At 41.4% G+C, this 22,632-nt stretch carries 18 protein-coding genes; 3 read left to right on the plus strand and 15 right to left on the minus strand.

Annotated features, from left to right (window positions below; genetic code table 11):
- Nucleotides 1-18 precede the first annotated feature (18 nt).
- The gene (locus FCN14_RS07145) at nt 19-1,530 is read left to right on the plus strand and encodes a hypothetical protein (protein WP_138430517.1); all 1,512 of its coding nucleotides are present in this window, start codon (nt 19-21) and stop codon (nt 1,528-1,530) included.
- A gap of 7 nt (nt 1,531-1,537) precedes the next feature.
- Here the strand turns inward: FCN14_RS07145 and rpoN are convergent, their stop codons facing one another.
- From rpoN to FCN14_RS07190, 9 genes are all read right to left on the minus strand, one after another.
- Entirely contained in the window at nt 1,538-3,043 is a 1,506-nt protein-coding gene (rpoN, locus tag FCN14_RS07150; protein WP_246043119.1) for an RNA polymerase factor sigma-54, read from the minus strand.
- A gap of 17 nt (nt 3,044-3,060) precedes the next feature.
- The gene (locus tag FCN14_RS07155; protein ID WP_138430519.1) at nt 3,061-3,654 is read right to left on the minus strand and encodes a DUF3109 family protein; all 594 of its coding nucleotides are present in this window, start codon (nt 3,652-3,654) and stop codon (nt 3,061-3,063) included.
- 399 nt (nt 3,655-4,053) lie between these two features.
- A complete protein-coding gene (dprA, locus tag FCN14_RS07160; RefSeq protein WP_138430520.1) occupies nt 4,054-5,235 on the minus strand; it encodes a DNA-processing protein DprA in 1,182 nt (393 codons plus the stop codon).
- A complete protein-coding gene (obgE, locus tag FCN14_RS07165; protein WP_138430521.1) occupies nt 5,171-6,181 on the minus strand; it encodes a GTPase ObgE in 1,011 nt (336 codons plus the stop codon). The genes dprA and obgE overlap by 65 nt, the downstream gene beginning before the upstream one ends.
- A 1-nt stretch (nt 6,182) precedes the next feature.
- Nucleotides 6,183-8,372, minus strand: coding sequence for a S9 family peptidase (locus tag FCN14_RS07170; protein ID WP_138430522.1), 2,190 nt, complete (start codon nt 8,370-8,372; stop codon nt 6,183-6,185).
- Nucleotides 8,373-8,490: 118 nt separating this feature from the next.
- Nucleotides 8,491-9,342, minus strand: coding sequence for an acetyl-CoA carboxylase, carboxyltransferase subunit beta (accD, locus tag FCN14_RS07175; protein ID WP_138430523.1), 852 nt, complete (start codon nt 9,340-9,342; stop codon nt 8,491-8,493).
- Nucleotides 9,343-9,895: 553 nt separating this feature from the next.
- Nucleotides 9,896-10,561 carry a tRNA (adenosine(37)-N6)-threonylcarbamoyltransferase complex dimerization subunit type 1 TsaB gene (tsaB, locus tag FCN14_RS07180; protein WP_138430524.1) on the minus strand — a complete coding sequence of 222 codons (666 nt, stop codon included), beginning with the start codon at nt 10,559-10,561 and terminating at the stop codon, nt 9,896-9,898.
- A 36-nt stretch (nt 10,562-10,597) separates the two neighbouring features.
- Nucleotides 10,598-12,568 carry a DUF3857 domain-containing protein gene (locus FCN14_RS07185; RefSeq protein ID WP_138430525.1) on the minus strand — a complete coding sequence of 657 codons (1,971 nt, stop codon included), beginning with the start codon at nt 12,566-12,568 and terminating at the stop codon, nt 10,598-10,600.
- Nucleotides 12,569-12,728: 160 nt separating this feature from the next.
- Nucleotides 12,729-14,024: a dihydroorotase gene (locus FCN14_RS07190; protein WP_138430526.1), complete on the minus strand. Its 1,296-nt coding sequence runs from the start codon at nt 14,022-14,024 to the stop codon at nt 12,729-12,731.
- A 182-nt stretch (nt 14,025-14,206) separates the two neighbouring features.
- Here FCN14_RS07190 and xseA point away from each other — a divergent pair, with 182 nt between their 5' ends.
- Nucleotides 14,207-15,400 carry an exodeoxyribonuclease VII large subunit gene (gene xseA / locus FCN14_RS07195; protein WP_138430527.1) on the plus strand — a complete coding sequence of 398 codons (1,194 nt, stop codon included), beginning with the start codon at nt 14,207-14,209 and terminating at the stop codon, nt 15,398-15,400.
- A gap of 73 nt (nt 15,401-15,473) precedes the next feature.
- Nucleotides 15,474-15,935, plus strand: a complete 462-nt coding sequence (locus tag FCN14_RS07200; RefSeq protein WP_138430528.1) for a hypothetical protein — start codon at nt 15,474-15,476, stop codon at nt 15,933-15,935.
- 149 nt (nt 15,936-16,084) lie between these two features.
- Here FCN14_RS07200 and pheA read toward each other — a convergent pair whose 3' ends face one another.
- The 6 genes from pheA to FCN14_RS07230 form a co-directional block, all read right to left on the minus strand.
- Complete coding sequence (pheA, locus tag FCN14_RS07205; protein ID WP_138430529.1) at nt 16,085-17,236, minus strand: prephenate dehydratase; 1,152 nt, start codon at nt 17,234-17,236, stop codon at nt 16,085-16,087.
- A gap of 394 nt (nt 17,237-17,630) precedes the next feature.
- Nucleotides 17,631-18,749: an ABC transporter permease gene (locus FCN14_RS07210; protein WP_138430530.1), complete on the minus strand. Its 1,119-nt coding sequence runs from the start codon at nt 18,747-18,749 to the stop codon at nt 17,631-17,633.
- Nucleotides 18,750-18,813: 64 nt separating this feature from the next.
- The gene (locus tag FCN14_RS07215) at nt 18,814-19,947 is read right to left on the minus strand and encodes an ABC transporter permease (protein ID WP_246043120.1); all 1,134 of its coding nucleotides are present in this window, start codon (nt 19,945-19,947) and stop codon (nt 18,814-18,816) included.
- Entirely contained in the window at nt 19,940-20,683 is a 744-nt protein-coding gene (locus FCN14_RS07220; RefSeq protein WP_138430531.1) for an ABC transporter ATP-binding protein, read from the minus strand. Before FCN14_RS07220 ends, FCN14_RS07215 begins: the two co-directional genes overlap by 8 nt.
- On the minus strand, nt 20,673-21,596 hold the full coding sequence (locus tag FCN14_RS07225) for an ABC transporter ATP-binding protein (RefSeq protein ID WP_138430532.1): 924 nt from the start codon (nt 21,594-21,596) through the stop codon (nt 20,673-20,675). The genes FCN14_RS07220 and FCN14_RS07225 overlap by 11 nt, the downstream gene beginning before the upstream one ends.
- A 75-nt stretch (nt 21,597-21,671) precedes the next feature.
- Complete coding sequence (locus FCN14_RS07230; protein ID WP_212747581.1) at nt 21,672-22,526, minus strand: HlyD family secretion protein; 855 nt, start codon at nt 22,524-22,526, stop codon at nt 21,672-21,674.
- Nucleotides 22,527-22,632: the final 106 nt, after the last annotated feature.

Consider the following 22,632-nt stretch of genomic DNA (forward strand, 5'->3'; position numbering starts at 1 on the left):
ACATTCGGCCCATTTCCATTGGCGTATTCCAAATATCGCTTCTTTTTCCTCATTCTTCTTTTTCTGTCGTTTAGCAGCTCTCTGGCCATTGCCCAACGGACAGTAGGGGTACAGTGGGAAATCCCAAAACAAAATGAAAAAGCATTACACCAGCTAGAGCAATTTCAAAATATGGGGATCTCAATTCTCAAGTTTAGCCCTCCCGCAGAACCCGCTATCTGGCAAAAAATTGAAGAATTAGGATTTACGGTCTATGGCGACCTTGATATTTCATATCCCATAACAGAAACCTTTGCACAACCGGACTCTTCACTTCTCCGAAAGATACGCAATAAGTCTGGAATACTTTTGCAGCAGTCTTCCGTTAAAGCAATAGGTCTTTTTGAATATGCTCCTATTGAAAAAGAAAGCTTCAAAAATGCTATTCAACCTTATATCAGGGAACTTAAAAAAGGGAGGGTTAGGCGAGTTTATTTTACTGCAAGTAATCAGCAATCGTTAATTCATAATGAGGTCGATAGTAGTTTTGTCATTAAAGATATCTGGCTAAAACCTGCAAATATTTTTACATCTGCTATTACCTATCCTGAACGGGCAGCAGCATATCATTTTTCACCTGCCCCTTCTATACGGCAATATCTAACTCCCTTTAAACATTTTCTTTCTGTAACCGCTGATTATCCGAACAAACCTATCTTTATCAATAGTAAATGGTTACTTGAAAACGCAAATAGAGAGCCTACATTTAGTACCACTATCCAGACGCTAACCAGTGAATCAGAACTTATTTTCCCTTTACCCAATGAATCTCTCCCCACAGATCAAACCTATCCAGCACCGATCATTATCTTGGTACTAATTTGGGCGAGTGTGGCTCTCCATTACAATAGTAGCCCTTTATACCGGAAATCTTTATTCCGTTATTTTTCTGCACACAAGTTTTTTATTGATGATATCTTTCAGCGCCACATTCGATCGGTAGTACCCGCCATTATATTAATCTTCCAAAATGCTTTCTTAATCGCCACCTCGACCTGTGCAGTTAGTGTAACCATATTTTCTTCTCAAGGTTTTGATGCCCTTGTATACCATCTTCCCGGAATAGTTTTTTGGGGAAGTGGAGTATCTGCTCTTGCCATTTGGGGCTTCCTTATCTCACTGCTCCTTGCCCTAATAAATATTATATGGTTATATATAAGTCACAAAAATATAACCTCTTTAACACAAATTGCTACAATTTATGCTTGGCCCCTTCAGCTTAATTTAATTATTACGTCAATTTTAATTGTCCTTTTTTCCTCCGGAGCCTCTTCCTACTATATAGTAACGGCTGGCATTTTAACGATAGTGGTTCAGCTCGCAAGTTTTGTTATAACATCTTTTGATTCTGCACGCTACTTATCCTCTCGTACCCTGGTTTACCTGATGCTTACAAGTGGTTTATATACTTTTTTAGTAGCTGCATTTTTTATCTGGGTAGCAACTTCATCTACTTTAACAGAAACGATCTATTTAGCAGTTTCACTATAAAAATAAATTAGCAAATCTGCTTACGAAGACGTGCCACCGGAATATTCAGCTTCTCACGATACTTGCTTACTGTTCGTCTTGCTACCTTATATCCCTGACTTTTTAGTTTATCAGCAATAGCTTGATCACTCAGTGGTTTCTGTTTGTCTTCATTGTCAACAATTTCCTGTACCGCATTCTTAACCTCTCGGCTCGATACCTCTTCCCCATCTACTGTTTCCAGCCCCTCACTAAAGAAATACTTCAACTCAAATACACCAAAGTGTGTTTGAACATATTTGCCATTAACTACACGAGAAATAGTAGAAATATCCAGATTAACCCGATCCGCAATATCTTTGAGGATCATCGGTTTTAATCCCTCTCCATGTTTAAAGAAGTTCTCTTGAAGGGCTACAATGGTTTGCATGGTATTCATCAACGTATTTTGTCGCTGACGAATAGAATCAATAAACCATTGCGCTGATTCAATCTTGCTCTTAATAAAGTTTTTCGTCTCTTTATTTTGCTTGCTTTTCTTTTTCTTCTTCTTCAGATCATCCCACATCTCTTTGTAACGTGGAGAAATACGCAACGGTGGTACATTTCCATTATTTAACTGAATAACAAAGTCTCCCTCCCGTTCTTGCCCATTCTGATCACGTGCGGCAGGTTGATAATAAACTTCAAAATCCGGCTCAATGTAGTTCTGTGTATCATCGACCACATTACCCCCGCCCCCGGGTTTGGGATCTAAACCTTTAATATAATCAAAAGCGGCCTTTAGCTGTTCATCAGCTACATTAAGCTTTTTCTTTAATTTCTTGAAATGCTTTTTCTCAAAGAGCTCCCAGTAATCACGCAACATTTCAATAGCGATCTGTCTGCCTTCAGAGTCATCCCCGAGCATCTCAAGTTGAACCAACAGACAATCCCTCAAATCACGAGATGCAATACCTATCGGATCTAATCGCTGAATCTCTTTACGTACTTTCTCAACCTCCTCTTTGTTGGTCAGTGTTCCCTCATTAAAAGCAATATTATCTACCACTGCTTCAATTTCGCGTCGGAAATATCCATCTTGATCAAGTGAACCTAATATTTGATTGGCAATAAGCTTCTGCTCTTCATCAAAGTTGAGCAGGCTCACTTGTTGTTCCAACTCTTCTAAAAGCGATTCATGATATGGATTAGGAAGATCGCGCCACGTCTGATCTCCTCCACCGCCAGCATAACCGGATCCCCCGCTATAATTCTCCCCTTCATATTCAGTGTTATTCATGAACTCTTCCCAGTCGATCTCTTCATTCTGATCAACGGGTTCAAGCTCATCTTCTGAACTTTCCTCTGCTTCCCATTCAGACTGGTCAAGCTCCTCAAGTGAATCTTCTCTTTCAGCCTCTTCTAACACAGGGTTTTCTTCCAGCTCTTCTTTTATGCGTTGCTCCAGAGCTATGGTGGGGAGCTGCAGCAGTTTAATATACTGTATCTGCTGTGGCGACAGCCGCTGCTGCTGCGACTGTTTCTGATTCATCTGTTGACCAGTTTTAATCATACTTCAGTAGCCCCTTCGTTTTTATTTCTAATTTCTTTACAGGACTTCTTAAACTCATTATACCAGCTATTGTTATACCTACGAATTAAAGATTCTTTTAAAAACTCAGACAAATAAACTCCTTCCTGTTCTCCTTTTGTACAAGCAGTTCCACAAAGCTTTTCCACGTAATCGAAATTAGCATATTCAACTCCTGCAATTTTCTTTAGGCGAATAGGATATAAGTGACAACTCAACGGTTTTTCCCAATCAATATCACCCTTTATAAATGCATGCTGAATAGCACAATAGGCTACATCATCTTCATATGAGACAAATACACATTCTTCGTTATCTCGACAAGACAGTCGTCGTCCCCCAGATACCGTTTCATACACAACTCCATTTTCTTCCACTGTCTTTTGAGCTTGGGGATGTAATTTACCTTTTAACAATTTATATGCTTTTTCAAGCTTCGAAACCTCATCTTTCGACACGGGCGCACCGGCATCTCCAACTACGCAACATGCCCCCTTACACTTGGGTAAATCACAAGCAAATTTTGCCGTAGCAATATCCTCAGATAATATGGTATTTCGAACTCGAAACATTTTATTAAAAAATACTTTTTATCAGGGCTAACTTAAATACTGATTCCTTCACGCCAACTGCCTGGTTATCGCAAACGATTGCAACCCTTTAACGATAACTTAAAAAATTATAGGATTAATTATGCAATTGATTGCGTATTTAAAAACCCGGTTAGCAAATTATCATTCCTTATTGTGCGGGAATCAAAGAGGTGCCAGAAAACTATTTCGCTGTACCCCTTACTGGGAAATACGTATAAATAGCAATATCTCATCAAAAGTCATACGCAGATTCAAGCGAAACCTCAGATAAGTTTAATGCATAAAGTTATAGTTGTGAGTAATTTAGAACCTCATAATGCGATAGGAAAATGCGAACTCCTCATAGAGGTCTAAATTCACAACTGTTCGCACCCAGACTTAAAGTATCTCAAAGTTTTGGCCGGCACTTTGGCGAACATACCCCTCCATTTCGAGCTCTAAAAGCTTTGCCATCAATTGGTGGGTTGGTTTACCCATCTGCTTTGCCAACTGATCAATATGCAGAGAATCCTCTTCCAACTTCTCACATATTTCAGTAGCTAAAATACCTAACTCTTGTGATTTCCATTTCTTTTCTAAAACGGCTTCTTTACTATCCCCGGTGGTAGTATCAGGGGAAATATGAACCTCAACTTCTGTTAAGATATCTTCGACATTCTGTACCAGCTTGCCCATCCCCCTTTTGATTAAACTATTACAGCCTATAGCATTAGGATGACCTATGGGATGAGGAATTACAAATACTTCTCTATTTTGATCCAGCGCAGACTTTGCTGTTATCATACTTCCCCCTTCCAGGCCCGAAGCCACCACTAAGGTACCAAGCGTCATGCCACTGACAATGCGATTTCGTACCGGAAAATTACCCATTTCCGGAGCTGTGCCCAAGGGAAATTCCGAAATAATAGCTCCTTTGTTCTTTATAATATCAGATGCCAAACCTTTATGATCACTGGGATAGATCCAATCAATGCCGGAGCCCAACACTGCTACTGTTGTCCCGCCTGCCGATAGGGTTGCCCGATGGGCAGCACCATCAACACCATATGCTAATCCACTGATTATTGTCAAACCATGTTCCACCAGTTTTTTTGAAAACTTTTTGGCTATATCAATAGCATATTCTCCGGCTTTCCTGGTACCCACTATCGCAAGACTGGTGTTATCCAAAACTTTTCTATCCCCTTTGATCCAAAGCAGAAGTGGAGGATCGTAAATTTCACGGAGCAACGAAGGATAATCATCATCCCAGTAAGTCATTATATCTGCTCCGGTAGCATCGGTCTTTTTAAGGATATCATCGACCTCATCCCATCGGTTAAAGGTAACCACTTCGTCAGCTGTTTTAGGCCCAATCCCTCGAATAGACTCTAGCTCATGCCTTTCTAACCTAAAAATTAGTTGTGGATGGGCGACAGACTGCAATAACAATCGGATGCGTTGCGCACCCAGATTATCCATTAGGTGTAGGGCTACAAATTCTCTAACCGGTGGATCATACGTCTTCTCTTGTAGATTCAATATCTTGTAATTTCTCCCAGATGATTTCTTTAAGTTCATCTATATGGTAGTTAGTTGCAGACGAAATTTCAACTACCGGGATATCTAAATCTACTTTTTTCTCTTCATCAAGCTCATAATTCTCCACCAGATCCATTTTCGTGATAGCAAGTATTCTGGGTTTATCCAACAAATCTGCCCGATATTGACGAACCTCATCTAACAGGGCTTGGTATTCATACTCGATATCTTGCTGAGAGCTCACCATAAAAAGCAATAGATTATTCCGTTCAATATGGCGCAAAAACTGTATTCCCAGTCCCCGTCCCTCATGTGCTTCCTCAATAATACCCGGGATATCTGCCATTACAAAGGTGCGGTAGTCTGGCATCGTTACTACTCCAAGATTCGGAGAAAGGGTAGTAAAAGGATAGGAGTCGATCTTGGGTTTGGCTCCCGACATCGCTGATAGCAAAGTGCTTTTACCAGCATTAGGAAAGCCTACAAGTCCAACATCAGCAATTAGCTTCAGCTCAATCTCTATGGCTCGTTCTTCTCCCTCTTCCCCATCCTGTGCATGGCGGGGAGTTTGATTAGTAGCTGTTCTAAAATGCCAATTGCCAAGCCCCCCCTTGCCTCCTTCAGCCACAACAATCTCTTGATCATGTTCAGTAATCTCACCTAACCGCTCCTTGGTATCGGCATCATAGATCACACAACCTAAGGGTGCTTCCAGGATTTCGTCATCCCCCGATTTTCCTTTCTTTTTACTGGATCCCCCCCGATTTCCGTCTTTGGCATTTACATACTTTCGGTACCGGAGATCTAAGAGGGTATTAAGCTGCTCGTTTCCTCTTACAATCACATCACCGCCATCACCGCCATCTCCCCCATCTGGACCACCACGAGGCACATACTTTTCTCTTCGAAAATGTACTGATCCCGGTCCGCCGTTTCCACCGGTAACATATATTTTTGCGTAATCGGCAAACTGAACTCGTCCCATACTAGAGATTGTCTATAATAAAGTTATTAAGCATTTTAAACAGATGGTTACGGGTATTTCCACCATAGATACCGTGACTTCTATTCGGATAGTACATTGTTTCGAACTGCACATCTTCAGCTATAAGTTTATCAACCATTTCAACTGCATTCTGGAAATGGACATTATCATCCCCCGTTCCATGGACTAACAAGTACTCACCCTTAATCTGTCCCGCATAAGTTAAGGGCGATCCTTTTTTATATCCTTCGGGATTCATCTGTGGCGTCTGCATAAAACGCTCGGTATAAATGGTATCGTAATACTTCCAGTTGGTTACCGGTGCAACAGCAATAGCCGTACTAAAGATATCGTTAGCTTGGGCCAGAACCAAGCTCGACATATATCCTCCGTAACTCCATCCCCAGATGCCTAAACGAGACTCATCAATAAAATTGTATTCATCAATTAAGTACTTTGCGGATGCAATCTGGTCTTGAACCTCGTACTGTCCCAGTTTCTTATATACCTGTTTTTCAAAATCACGACCGCGAGCCCCGGTTCCTCGATTATCAACACTTACAACAATATAGTCTTGTTCTGTCAGGTATCGGTGCCATGTAGGACGTTGACTCCCCCCATAACGCTTAGATACAGTCTGGCTGCCCGGACCGCCATATACATAAAATAAGACCGGGTACTTCTTTTTCGGGTCGAAGTCGTGAGGTTTAAGGATGTATGCATTTAATGTAGCTTGCTCAAGGGGGATCTCGATATACTCTTTTGACGGCATAGCATATTTAGTGAGGGTATCCTCCAACTCCTGATTGTCTTCTAAAACACGTACTTTTTCTCCACTGCCCTTATGCAGGGTATATTGTGGCGGAGATTGAGGCGCTGAAGAAGTCTCAATATAGTATTTATAATCACGACTCATGTTAATACGATTCCAACCCGTGCCATCAGTCAGCTTTTTCTTACCACTCCCATCAATATTAACACTGTACAAGTGACGTTCTAAAGAAGATTCCTCAGTACTCACATAGTAAATCTTGCCATTATCTTCGCTATAGCCCAGGTAGTTGGTTACTTCCCAATCCCCTTCGGTTATCTGTCGAATACGTTCACCCGACATATTGTACAAATAAATATGATTATAACCGGACTCTTCACTGGTATAGATAAACTGCTCTCCATTTTTCAGGAACTTAAGATTATCGTTAACATCAATCCAGGCATCGCTGGTCTCTGTTTTGATAATTTCTGTTTGGCCCGATTTCACATCAGCCAACATAAGGTCCTGTTTGTTTTGCAGACGATTCATGCGACGAATCGCTAATAGGTCAGAATCTTTTGTCCAGTTAATTCGAGGAATATACTGGTCATTTTCTGAACCGACATCCATCCAAGTGGTTTTATCTTGCTTTAAGTCATAAACTCCAATCTTTACAACTGAATTCTTTTCACCGGCTTTAGGGTATTTAAAACGTGTTAAACCAGGATACAGGTCTCCCCAATCGGTCATAAAAAATTCTTTTACCCGGCTTTCATCAAATCGATAGAATGCAATTTTTTCTCCATCAGGAGACCAATACCATGCCCGCGCAATACCAAATTCTTCTTCATACACCCAATCGGTAGCTCCATTAATAATGTGATTAAACTTCCCGTCAGTTGTAATAGCTTTCTCTTCACCGCTTTTAAGATTTACGAGGTACAAATTATTGTCTTGAACAAAAGCAGCCTTATCACCAGAGGGAGATAGCTTGGCATATTGTTGTTTCTTGGTTGACTGTGTAAGCTTCTGGGTATTCTCCGTTTTAAGATTATAAATAAAATAATGTTCACGGGTACTGCGACGCCAGATACGCTCTACATCAGTTTTTATCAAGATCTTAGTCTCATCTGCAGAAAACTGGTATCCTTGAATTAAAATAGGCTTGCTACGCCCTTCAACCTTAAGGTCAGAAGTAGTAACCAATACCTCATAATCTCCAGTTAGGATATTATATTTACGAAGCTCAATATCTCTTTTTGTACGCTCTACAGCCGTATAATACTGTCCGTCTTGCATCCAGTTAACCTGTTGGATACCCGAGGGAGAAAAAGTTCCATTTACTACATTATCGAATGTGATTTCTTTCTTTTGCTGTGACTGTACCGGCTGTATAATCCAACCGCATAATAGAAACAGAAATAAAAGCTTTCTCATTGTTTTAATAACTTTTTTGTTAATTGATCCAAGCACATAGAAGTATTACCCCGTACAGTATAAGCTACTATACGCAAAGCCGGACAACATCAATTAGCTTTTAAACTGCTGTAATGAACTACTCCTCGTATTTGTGAAGTAATATCTTTAACAATTGGGTAAGCTTGCCCTTAATTTTGTTACGTGGCGTAATAAAATCCAGAAATCCATGATCAAGCAAATATTCTGACCGCTGGAAACCTTCTGGCAGATCACGGCCAATGGTCTGGCGAATTACACGAGGTCCCGCAAAACCGATAAGTGCCTCTGGTTCTGCTATATTAAAATCACCCAACATAGCAAAACTAGCGGTAACTCCACCGGTAGTTGGATTGGTCATCAATGAAATATAGGGAACGCCTTCTTCTTCTAGTTGAGCAAGTTTTGCAGACGTTTTAGCCATCTGCATGAGGCTGAGTACACTCTCCATCATCCGTGCCCCTCCCGACTGTGAAATAATAATAAGTGGTTTCTTGTTTTCCCGGGCGTGATCAATAGCCATACCAATACGTTCACCAACTACAGACCCCATGCTACCACCAATAAAACTGAAGTCCATACAGGTAATAACCACATCCAGATCATTCATCTTTCCAACTCCAACGCGTACTGCATCAGACAGACCCGTCTTTTCCTGATATTCTTCCAGACGATCACTGTATTTCTTACGATCTTCAAACTCCAGGGGATCAGTTGGCTGAATTTCCTGGCCAATATCTTCAAACTCCCCGTCATCAAATAGGAAAGAAAAATATTCTTCACTCCCAATCCGAAAGTGGTATCCGCTCAGCGGGTCTACCCACAGATTGTCCTCCAATTCTCGACGGTGAACAGTTTCTCCGGTTTTGGGTACTTTTACCCAAACACCTTCCGGCATATCCTTTCGCTGATCCGTCTGTATATTCTTATCTTTTCTCTTAAACCAAGCCATAATAGAGCAATTTCATTTGTGATAAATGGATTCCAAAAATAACGATTCTGGCCTGAAGCTAAAATCTTTTTTGCGCCTCTTTATTTAGGATACTGTAATCCTCTCTGCCTAATTAGATTTATGTTAATTAATTTAATATTAAAAAGTTGTAAGTACTTAATCTTGATAAGCACTTACCGTTAAACATATCAAACCAATTATAGCTGCCCTGGGAACGTTTCTGATGAATAGCATAGAAGAGGTAATGCAAGTTGTCAGAGATTTCAAGAGCGATAAGTTCGGTGAATTATCGTAATAACTAAATTTAATTGACCGGATCGACCAATGTAAAAAAAATACAAGTATTCCTCTTGTGCTAAGATAAACAGTATTACCATCGAATAAACAGGATGCTATCGTCATTACAGAAATATTAATCCAGTTTGCAATCACTATTATAGGCTTTTGCACATTTTATCACCCAACAGCTCCGAGAGAGTTATATTCCTCGTAAAAGAAAAAATGACGACAGTATTCGCTTAACACAAAGATCAAAGCTTGGTAATGCCCTCTTTCATCTCACCTGATTAGAAGTATAGTATTTTGGTTCATAAGATGCGGGACTGGCTTGTTCAATGAAAGGTTCAGCCCCTGCCTGGTAGAGTTTAATGAGTGACTTTGCAGTAATGGCGTCGGCCCCAAAGGTAGTTGTCTTATTCGTTACCTGGTCATTAATTCTTGGTAAGCCGGTACCAATAATGGCATCACCCTTCCGAACCATTCCTTCAAATCCTTCAATGGGGATGACCTCCACCTCGTCATTGGTGCTCAGTATCCCATCCTTTACATCAAACTGTTGATGATAAACGTGCACGCGCCGGGCATCAATTATACTATGTATCGTTTGCAAATCATCATTGTTTGAAAATGCCTGCATAGCAAAAGACGCCAAGGTGTTAATGCCATACAAAGGAACCTCCGTATCAAACAACAGCCCTTTTACCGCACTCGCTCCAATTCGCAGACCGGTATAAGAACCAGGCCCTTGGCTTAGCAGTACAGCCTCAAGTTCACGAACTATAAAACCATGGTCTTGCTTTAATTGTTCTATAAACCGAAAAAGCGTCTCAGAGTGCGTACCACGCTCTTCTACCCGTTGTTCATATGTGGATCCTTCATCGTTACAAAAAGCAACAGAACAAACATTTGTTGCTGTTTCAATAGCCAAAAGCATGGGCATTATTTGAGTTAGTTAAATTTAAAAAAAATACAATTGCTATCGTTTAATAAGCCACTTACTATTACTAAGCTGCACCCATCGGCTATACAAATTATATAGCTGGGGAAATAGCTGTACTGAAAAATCTTTCCGGTTAATATTGATCTGGTAACTGTAATTTAACTGTTCCGGTTCCAGCTTGTACAGCTCGCTAAATTCGGCCCCATCCATACTCAGAGACTGATCTCGTCTTATACCCTCAACAGAAAAACCGGAAGGCAATGTAATTGAATATGAAACATTAAGCTTTTCAGGAGCATCCAATGTAACTGGCAGATCGCGGCTGGCATCGCCAAAAGGATTACTCATCCGGTAGCCCACAATCATGGGACGGTACTCCAGACCATTCGAAAAACTAGTTGCATAATCTTCAATTTCAAAACGAGCAGAAATCTCTGCCGAGCGGTCATATTCATTTAAATTACGAATACTTACACTATCTAATTTTATATCCCCATATCCGTCAAATAGAGCTCTACTAACAATATCGGCATCATTCATCCCATCAGTACGCTGCCTACGTATCTGCTGTGTAGGATATCCCTTTTGATGGGATATAATCGTACCTCTTAGGGTTCCCTGGGATGTCAGCTGAGCTTCAACGTCCACTTCGATATCGAATCGACTTTTATTAGGGGCTATCTTAAACCACTCAAAAGAACGAGTCTTAAACTCTAATCCTTCATCATTGTACATATCCACAGGAATAAGTCCGGGCTGACTGTGGCTAAAACTGGCGTCCATTACATATGTTTGCCCCTCGATGTGTGAGCGTACCATTTGGGCATTAAACTGGTAGAAAGAGGGGAAACTTTTATTAATAGCACCCGATTTTCTTGTGGAAACCAGCACCGGAAAAGCTTTAATTCCTGCCCCACGAAGCATTGCTACCAACGTTTGATTGATTGCAGCCTGATCAGCAACCTCGCCTGCTAAAACGGCTCTGCTTCTTGTATTACTATAGGGAGAATGAGCTCCGGAAAAACTCATCCGCTCATTCAAATATCGGAAAACGTGATTCTGAATCTCTTTTGCGTTATTCCCGGTATGTGCCTTGGCAATAGAATCCCCCTTTGCATGAGCATAGCTGTTTTTTCTTATCTCAGTCAGTGGATTTGTATTCTTACGGAGCTTGGCAACCACCACATCCCAACCGATATCAAGCGTCTGTCGCGGGATCCCGAACTCACTCATCATAAATTTAAATTTCGCCCGGTGATCATCCAAAGATGTTATGTAGGGTTCCTTCTCGGTAGCAGGGATATCATAGGCCATCCACCGTTCTGTGACGATAGGCTTGGGCTGTGGAATAGTAAAAATCTTGGGAACAGAGCTGGTATCCGTATAGACAAAACTGTTATCAACCGATCCACTATAGTTTTCCGTCAACTGCTTGTAGCGCAAATAGTTGGGATAGGTTATCGTCAGCTTAGCAGCTTCAGTAGGAACAGGATGTGAGAGGAAAAAGTCGGGTAACTCCTCTATATAACGACGCTCAATAGTATATCGATATTCCAATATAGCCCCATCAACAACCGTCGGCATGGTAAACTCTTTAACGTTATACCGTGAGTTGATATTTACCGTTCGGATATCATCCTGTCGTAAAGCTATCTGATTCCCTGACGGCAGGTGCGTCCACCCACTGATATCTGAAATCCGTTCCATGTTGTTATCATAATAATATGGAATAGAAATAATAGAAGCCTCTCGAGCTGTTTTATCAAACACTTTGAGACGAACATGATGTTCAAGAGTGGCAACGATAGAGCCCCCCTTTTCTTCAAAAGAGACGTCCATCTCCTTATTAGTAATAGTATAAGGAGCTCCAGAACTGCTTAAGTGGTATAAAGAATCAGGAATAACGCCAAAATCTGCATCTTGAAACTGTTGAGCATATAGACTGGATGTTAGTACGAGGAGACTAACACCAATAATTACTGTATAGCGATACAATACTGTGAACATGAATCAAGATTATAATTCAGCGACCTCTAAATGGGGATCTGCATTCTGCAGATTAATGAAGTATAAAATTAAGTTACACTTTTTCTTAAGACCTAGAACGTGAATAGAAAGATAAGATTATGCAATCTATTTTAATTTCGCATATATTTCCCTTCTGAGATTATATCTCATTAATAACAAATCGCCCTTTATTATAGATTGCTTCAGCTCGCCCTTTCATCTGATCACCCAGGTATGGAGAATTTGCGGACTTAGAATGCACTTTATCCTCATCAAAGGTCCACTCCTCATCAATATTAAAGAGCGTCAAATTGGCCTTAGCTCCCTTTTCTATTTTAGGGATTTCAAGATTTAAAATTTCTCGTGGTTTCTCTACTATCTTGGCAAGAAGTTCGTTCAGATCTAAAACACCCGAATCCAAAAGCTGCCGTACGCTCACGCTCCAAGCTGTTTCCAACCCAATAATTCCATTAGGAGCATAAATAAACTCTACCTCTTTTTCCTGGATAGCATGTGGTGCATGGTCGGTACAGATCGCATCAATAGTACCATCTGCTAATCCTTTGATCATCGCATCTACATCTTCCTGGCTGCGAAGCGGGGGATGCATCTTTACATTCGTATCAAAATCGCGTCGTTCAATCTCTTCATCCGTCAAGTCAAAATGATGTGGACATACCTCTGTAGTCACATTAATACCTTTGGCTTTCGCCTGACGCACTAAATCCACCGCTTTGGCCGTGCTGATATGTGCCACGTGAATATGACCGCCGGTAAATTCTGCTAATAAAATATCACGGGCAATCATCACCTCTTCAGCTATTCCCGGAGTGCCGTCAATGCCGAGCTTGGCCGACTCTTTCCCTTCGTGCATATGACCGGGGCGAGAAAGCTTTAGATCCTCTTCATGATTAATAATAGGCATCTCCAGCATGGAAGAATACTCCAGTGCCACGCGCATAAGCTGAGCATTATAAACGGGATCACCGTCATCACTAAATGCGACAGCACCTCCCTTCTTCATATCCCCCATTTCAGCAATAGATTTACCTTCTCGCTCTTTAGATACACACCCAATCGGATGAACTTCAACCGGGAGGTCTTCTGCTTTTTTCTTGATAAACTCTACTACATCTCGACTGTCAATAGCAGGGTTCGTATTCGGCATGCATGCTACCTCCGTAAAACCACCAAAAGCTGCCGCAGCACAACCGGTCTCGATGGTTTCCTTGTGCTCATAACCGGGCTCACGCAAATGTACATGCATATCCATCCAACCACCGGAAAGATAGGCTTCTTTCCCGTCATGGACCTCTTCATTTTCTTTGGGATTTAGTTCATTACCGATCTCAGCAATTTTCCCGTCGATAATACGAAGATCAACAATATCTGAACCGTCAAAATCGCCGCCAACCGGCTTTATATTTTTAAGCAGTAAATTAGGTGTGTAACTCATAAAAACTTTCCGTTATTTTTGATGAAGCTAAATATACAAAAACCAAGGCGCTGATGAAGCTGATTTTGTCGATTCTCTTTAATACATATATTATCACTTTGTCTTCTCCAGAAAATACTTTGTGACAAGCCGCTGCTAACTGTAACTGATCATTTTCAACTATAAACTGTTCTCTACTCAACATGCCTCAGTCTGACCTTTTCGAATCTGCAACGCTCTCTGTCACCGAACTAACCCAAGATATTAAAGCAGTGCTCGAAGGAAATTTTCTGGATGTTAAAGTAGAGGGAGAAGTCAGCAATGCATCTACCAGCCGAAGCGGACATACCTATTTTACGCTCAAAGACGAAGATGCACAGCTCTCGTGCGTAATTTGGCGCGGTGTTTCTAGATCTATTGATGCAGAAGTAGTAGATGGACAACACATTATTGCCGGAGGTGACATCCAGGTGTATCCCCCCCACGGCAAATATCAGCTTATTGTTCGTTCACTGGAACAAGCCGGAAAAGGTGCACTGCAAGAAGCTTTTGAAAAGCTGAAAAAAAAGCTGAAAGAGGAAGGGCTTTTTGAGGATAGCCATAAAAAACCACTACCCAAATTCCCTTTCAAAATAGGCGTTATCACTTCGGCTACCGGTGCCGCGTTTCATGATATACGGGATACCCTGGAGCGCCGCTGGCCTATAGCAGATGTCTTGCTGCATCATGCAAGTGTTCAGGGCGTAAATGCTGCCCCTGAACTTGTTAAAGCAATCAATCATTTCTCCCTGGAAAACAATGTAGACCTTCTCATTGTTGGTCGTGGCGGTGGTTCGTTGGAAGACCTCTGGCCATTTAATGAGGAAGCTGTAGCCCGCGCACTTTTTAATTGCAAAGTTCCTACTATCAGTGCAGTGGGTCACGAAGTTGACTTTAGCATCTCAGATTTCGTGGCCGATGCCCGTGCTGCTACCCCAACCCAGGCAGCTATTGTAGCTACCCCTGACATCAATGAAGTACGTATGTATGCTGATGACCTTACCAATCGCTTACATGATATCATGGAGAGTCGGGTGAGCGAGAAAAAGGAACGAGTACAGCAGTTGGTACAATCACATGCTTTACGAGTGGTCAAACAAACCGTTGCTAATAATCATGAACGTGTTAATAATCTGACGGAACGGCTGCGACATCGAAAAAAACTTCACTTTATGCAAAAGCGGGAAAAACTTTCGGAACTACAACATCGATTGGAGCTCAAAAATCCTAATACCGCCCTGGAAGAAGGATATTCTCGTATCTGGCAAAAAGGGAACTGGGTTCAAACACTGGAGAATTTTGATGCCGATCGCCCCGCTACGATTGAGTGGAAAGATGGCAAAACTAAAGTAGGCTAAAAAAGAGTATTTGACGTATGTAAATTTTTATACATACTACTAATGAAGATAAGTGTAAATTAATCCTGATGACATGCTCGAACAGTACCGCATTCATGTTGAACACAAAGGCAGACAGCATCAACTCTTTAACGCCTTGCTAGCCCTGGCAACAGGTGTTCTCACTCTTGCTTATCCCAACTTTTTGTACTTGATAGCAGGAGCCTATCTCGTTGGGCTGGGATTACTATTTGTGATGTTCAGAGTATCACCTGCGGTTGCTGCCATTCCTATTGTCAGTGGCGTTATCATCTTCTTTTTCCCGGAGCTTATTCCCGCTACTCTTGCTACTTTTTTAGCCTTCTTTGGCTTTATCCTTTTATTTGGATTTCAATTTGCACTCTTGGGAATAATCACCCTCATCATTGCGGCCCTTATCATCGCCAACCCCGAATCGGTAGCCTATCTGGCAGCTACATTTTTGTTATTCTACTCAATATCCAACCTCATACGGTACTACCAGCGATGGAAAAGTGATGATACGATAATTTTTTGATATAAAGCTTACCCAACCACTTCAAACTTAGAAGTTGGACACTTAGCACCTAGAACATCAACACTTAAATAGATCACTAAACTCACTTAGCTTTAAAATAACTGTTCATTGATCACTAAAAAAAGGAAACTGTAAACGGTCCCCTGCGATCAATCATCTCCATTCCCAACTTGGGCCGGATAACACCCAAGTACCTTAAGCGAACTGGCTTCCTGCTCCAGCTCTTCTAAAGCTACCCTCGTATCAGGCTTCGCAATGTTCCCTTCGATATCCAGGTAAAACTGGTACTTCCAAGGTTCATTGGGCTTAGGACGGGATTCAAGCTTCGTCATTCGAATATCATGGTCATCAATCACATTGAGACATTTGATAAGAGCCCCTTTATCGTGCGAAGTCACCATCAATAACGACGTTTTACATGGAATCTGCAGATCCACTTCAACCGGGTCGCGCCCCACAATGACAAAACGAGTAAAGTTTTCAGGCTGATTAGCAATATCACGCTTCAAAATTTCAAGTCCGTATATCTCTGCTGCATAACTACCGGCAATCGCGGCCTGCGAAAGGTCGCCATCCTCCAACACTTTTTTAGCTGACATCGCTGTATCGATATAGGATTCTATTTTGCAGTCGTGCAGTTTTGCCAAGTAATTACTGCACTGTGAAATAGCTTGGGGGTGTGACATAATCCTACGAATACGTTCAATAGCTACATCTTCGAGCGCTAACAGACAATGAACAATACGCAACGCTTCTTCTCCAACAATATGAAGGTCTCCTTCTCCAAGAATATTGTAGGTATCGTTAATTGAACCGGCTGTCGTATTTTCTATCGGCAGTATGGCATAGTCGACCTCTTTATTTTTTACTGCCTTTGCTGCCTGTTGAAAAGTATTATAACCGTAGGAATGAACTTCAGCATAACGTTCCTCAAAATGGCGATAAGCCGCTTGGTGACTAAAAGCTCCGTCGGTTCCCTGGTATGCTACCTGTACAATTTCATCATCTTTTTTGGCGTTTTGGTGATCAACCAGGGTATGCGTTTGAAAGCGAACAGAATGATGGATGATATCTTTAAAAAGCTCTTCAGCAAAATAGCGATCCAGACCAGCTTCACGTGCCAGTTTTGTGATTTTACTCAGCAGCTGTTCCTCCCTGTCAGTATCACGGATATTACGTTCTTCATCCAGCTTAAATGATGATACTTCACGTACCAGCTCCTGACGCTTTGCTAGCGCTTTTATAATCTTTTTGTCTGTTTCGTCGAGTAATTTTCTTATCGATTCTAACTTATCAGCCATCTCTGCGGTAAATATTGTTGTATAAAGTGAATCGTTAAGAATATTGGATTGAATACTCTTATGAAAGAGAAATTAAAAATATTTTAACTTTATAATTTATGCGACTCAATCTTTAATCTTCACATCTTACTCTACTGTAATTTTCATATTTATACTGAAATCCTGAAACAAAACGTGGCGATCTCCCTATCATAGCAACTTAAACTTTGAAGGGCAGCCTTCAGAGCCTAAGTGAACCTTAAAAAGAAGATTACTTCGTCAGAGTAAAAACACTCTTCCGTGTAATGACACTGTTTTTTATGGAGTTTTAAAAAGGGCTGGGGCGAATCGCAGGATACAACTTGCAATAACAAAAAATAGACACTAACGATGGCAAGCATAAGATGACAAGGTTTTATGAAGTAGCCTTACGATATCGGAAAACAGCAGCAGGCAATATTATAGCAGCCATCAAGCTAAGCACCCCAACCTGCTGACCAATTTCGCCCCACCCTGCACCTTTAAGCAGTACCTTACGCATGATCTCAATAAAGTGAGCAATAGGATTGACAACCGTTAAATCCTGGGCCCACCCCGGCATACTTTCTATAGGGGTAAAAAGACCACCAAGCAAAATAAAGACAACCATCAAAAACCAAGCAATAAACATCGCCTGTTGTTGTGTATCTGTTACTGTAGATATAAAAAGCCCAATACCTTCTACCACTAACAGGTAAATGCCCGCTACCATAAACAAGATCCAGACACTACCTACAAAGGGAATTTGAAAACCATACCGCATAATGAGCAATCCCAATCCCAGTTCAAAAAGACCAATAATCCAAAAAGGAAGTAACTTGCCTGTAATAAACTGGTAGCGCTTTATAGGAGTAACATTTAATTGTTCTATAGTACCAATTTCACGTTCACGCACAATATTCATCCCCGAAAGAAACATTCCAATCATCGACACCAGTACTACCAGAATACCAGGTACCATATATTTGATATAATCCAAGTTCGCATTGTACCAGCTGGCACGCACAATATTTATTCCTGCTTTTTGGGGCTGCTTCGTTACTCTAACTTCAGGTTCAATCTCACTGCTGAAATCCTGGATAATCGACTGCCCATAGCCCTGTATTAATCCGGCAGTAGTACCATCCACTGCATCAATATTCAACTGTACCGAACTGGTTTGACCAGCATTTAACTTACGATCAAAATCGTCGGGTATCACCAACATCATACGGACTTCATTTCTCCGCATCTTTTCAATACCATCATTCACATCAAAGGAACGACTGTCCAGATTAAAATATCCCGAAGCCTCTAATTTATTAACCAGGCGCTGAGAAGTAGCCGATTGATCAAAATTTACTAAGTGAAAATTCACCTCCCTCAATTCATAGGTAGCAGCAAAAGACAGCAATACCAACTGAACTATAGGCATCAGAAATATAATCGGCAGCATTCCTTTATTACGGAAAATCTGGAGAAACTCTTTTTGCAGCAGAAATTTGATCGTTCTCATTAGCTAAATCTTTTATTTTTTATACAATTATTTTTTCAAAAAAAGTTTACTTGTTCACCGCCCTTTATTCTAATCGCTCCTTAAAACTTCGGATCCCCATCAGAACAAATCCGGCTGTCATCATGCCCAAAATCAAGGTCTCCTTCCACACAAAAAGCAAACTAGAATCCTTGAGCATTATACTGCGTACGATTACGAGGAACCATCGCGCGGGAATAAGATTACTTAATAACTGAAGGGGAACAGGCATACTGGAGATCGGAAATATAAATCCGGATAACAAGACCGTCGGCAATAGTAACCCTGCCAGTGATACCATCATTGCCGTTTGCTGGTCGTTGGCCCGTGCCGAGATAAAGACCCCCAGTGCCAAGGCAGTAAAGATAAATAGCAGTGATTCTGCCAAGAATAGCCCGTATGATCCTCGAAACGGCACTCCAAAGACCCATCGTGCCAAGGCTAAGACTGTTAATACATTTACAAAGGCCAAAACCAAGTAAGGCAGCACTTTGCCAATAATAATCTGCCCGGGGCGTAATGGCGAAACCAGCAAGATCTCCATATTCCCCATTTCCTTTTCACGGGTGATAGAAATGGAGGTCATCAACGCTGAAATAAGCATTAATATTACAGCAATGAGTCCCGGTACAAAAAGGTTTACGCTCTCCAACTCCGGGTTAAAAAGCATACTTACATTGGTGGTAACGCCCCCCTGTCTCGGCTGCCCACCTTGAGCCCGTTTTTTCTGATAATCTATGATAATTGAGGTAGAGTACTGCTGAATAAGCTGCGCCAGGTTAGGATCTGAAGCATCCGTAATAATGTTAATCGAAGGCTGTTCGCCACGTTTCAGCTTACGCTCAAAATTCGCCTCAAAAACCAGTACCTCATCAATATTCCCCTGTTGAAAAAGCTCGTCGATCTTATCATAATTCGAAATTTCTCCTTTTACAGTAAAATAATTAGAGGCATCAATTTTATTAATTAGCTGTCGAGTTACCTGATCTTGCGAAGCATCCAGCACCATAATATGAGCATTCTCCACCTCATTTCGGATTGCAAAACCAAATAGCAACATCTGAATAATGGGCATCCCAAAAAGAACAAGCAGGGTACGCTTATCACGATAGATCTGCTTAAACTCTTTTACAACGAAACCAATAAATGCATCCAGCTTATTTTGTATGCTGTTACTCACTACGATTGGCACCTCGAGCCAGCCTAATAAATACTTCTTCGATATCCTCAGCTTCAAATTGTTCTTTTAATCCGGCCGGAGTATCTAGGGCATCAATGCGCCCGTCAACCATAATAGATACCCGGTCACAGTATTCTGCTTCATCCATATAATGGGTCGTCACAAAAACGGTGGTCCCCTCATCAGCTACTTTATAAATCTGCTCCCAGAATTGTCGGCGTGTTATAGGATCAACACCACCGGTAGGCTCATCCAGGAAAACGATATGGGGATCATGCAGCACCGCTACTGAAAACGCCAGCTTCTGCTTCCAACCCAGCGGCAAAGAGCCAATTCGTTTTTCCTGCAGTTCTTGCATATCCAGAGTCTGAATGAGTTCACCTGATTTATGTGCGATCTCTTTATCCGACAATCCATAGATCCCTCCATACAACCTGATATTTTCACGCACGGTCAAATCTTCATACAGCGAAAACTTTTGACTCATATATCCAATACGTTTCTTAATCTGTTCCGGTTGTTCATAAACATCATAACCGGCCACTTCGGCTTCTCCTTCGGTAGGACTTAAAAGCCCCGTCAGCATCCGCATTGCCGTTGTTTTACCCGCGCCATTAGCACCCAAGAATCCAAATATCTCTCCTTGTCCAACTTCAAAAGAGATATGGTCCACAGCGGTAAAATCACCAAACATACGGGTTAACCTATTTGCTTTTATCATTAATTCATCCATCATTATCCTCCTGCTCCATTAATCGCATAAATGTATCTTCGATATCCGGTTCTATCTCTTTAACCTCCGGACTGCTTATCTGCTGTGATTCTAAATAGGTTTTCAAATCGGAACTTTTGGCATCTACCCTCTGATCGGTGTAGTGCACATACTCTCCAAAAGGCTGTACCGACTCGGCATACTTATATTCATTAAGACGCTTTAAAAGCTGATATTTATTATTTGATTTAATTGCCCATAATCTTGAATCGAAGCTGTTGGTGGTATGCTCGGGGGTATCGATAGATAAGATATTACCTTGCTGTATGAGGGCAATACGATCGCATTGTTCAGCCTCATCCATATAAGGGGTTGAAACTAGAATCGTAATGTCCTGCTCTTTCAGGCGGTGTAGCATCTCCCAAAACTCTTTTCGGGATACTGCATCCACACCGGTTGTTGGTTCATCAAGAAATAAGACTTCCGGCTTATGAATAAGAGCACAACTCAATGCTAACTTCTGTTTCATCCCCCCCGACAATGCTCCCGCCAGGCGATCTTTAAATGGTTCTAACTGCCTATAAATTGGTTTAATCAGATCGTAGTTGGTCTCAACGGTCGTTCCGAATACAGATGCAAAAAACTCCACATTTTCTTGTACCGAGAGGTCTTGATAAAGCGAAAAACGTCCGGGCATATACCCTACACGAGAGCGGATATTTCTATAATCTTCAACCACATCCTTGGCCAATACGAAAGCCTCTCCCTTATCAGGCGTAAGCAGTGTTGTCAAAATCCGAAAAATAGTTGTTTTACCAGCGCCATCGGGACCAATCAAACCGAAGAGCTCACCCTCATCCACTTCAAAAGAGATACCCTTAACGGCTTCCTCAGTTCCGTAGCTTTTCGTAACGTTTTGGATCTTAATGGGTTTCATAGGTTTGGTTAATCGTTAATTATTACCAGTTATAACTCGGCCAATAAATTAACCGATAGCTATTTTTTGATTTTTTTATTTGAAATTAACCTCTCCTGGCATGCCTATTTTAAGTATCCCTTTCGGATTAGGAACTTTTACTTTGACTGCATACACTTGGGTCACCCGTTCTTCTTTGGTCTGTATCATCTTAGGGGTAAACTCTGCATTTGAGGAGATCCAACTGACTCTCCCACTTAACGATTGGTTTTCAGCTGCATTTTTATCCACTAACACTTCAACCTGTTGGTTCAGTTTTACTGAAGGCAACTGTGCGCCACTGATATAGATGCGAAGATCCAGTGTATCTAGATTGGCGATCTGGTAGAGCGGCTGTCCCTGTTGTACTAACTCATGTTGTTCTACGAAAGTAGTCAGAACCCTTCCACTTACCGGATTTACAATACGAGCATCCAATATCTTTTCTTTCAGTTGGGCTATACGTGACTGAGTTGCTTTGATATTTGCCCGCACCGACTGTTTCTGTGTCTGCAGTGCACGAATTCGCTTTTTTGTCGTCTTTACTCTTGCCTCTGCATCATCCAATTGCTGTTCAGTAGCCGCCCTGTCTTCTTTTAATGCACGAATTCGCTTGAGGTTCGATTGCGCCAAAGCCAGTTCTTCTCTTTGCACCTCTACCTCGGCATTGATATTCGTAATACGGGCCTCAATAGATTCCAACTGAGATTCCAACTCTTCATGCTGAAGTACCATCTGCGTAGTATCAATCATCCCCACTTTTTGTCCGGTATCAAGTCTTGATCCTTCTGAGGCCTTAAATTGTAGAAGCTTCCCAGATGCTTCTGCTGATATCGTTGTCTCTGTAGCTTCAAACTGCCCGTATGCATCAGACTTTCCATTATTTCCACAGCCGGATAAAGAAAACTGCACTAGTATTAAAGTGATTATCAGATATACTGACCTCGCGATTAACCATTTTCCCACATTCATCGTCGGTATATTTTTACGTATCCAAGATTTCATGATTGACATATAT

The sequence above is a fragment of the Fodinibius saliphilus genome, from assembly GCF_005869845.1.
GTDB classification, from domain to species: Bacteria; Bacteroidota; Rhodothermia; order Balneolales; family Balneolaceae; genus Fodinibius; species Fodinibius saliphilus.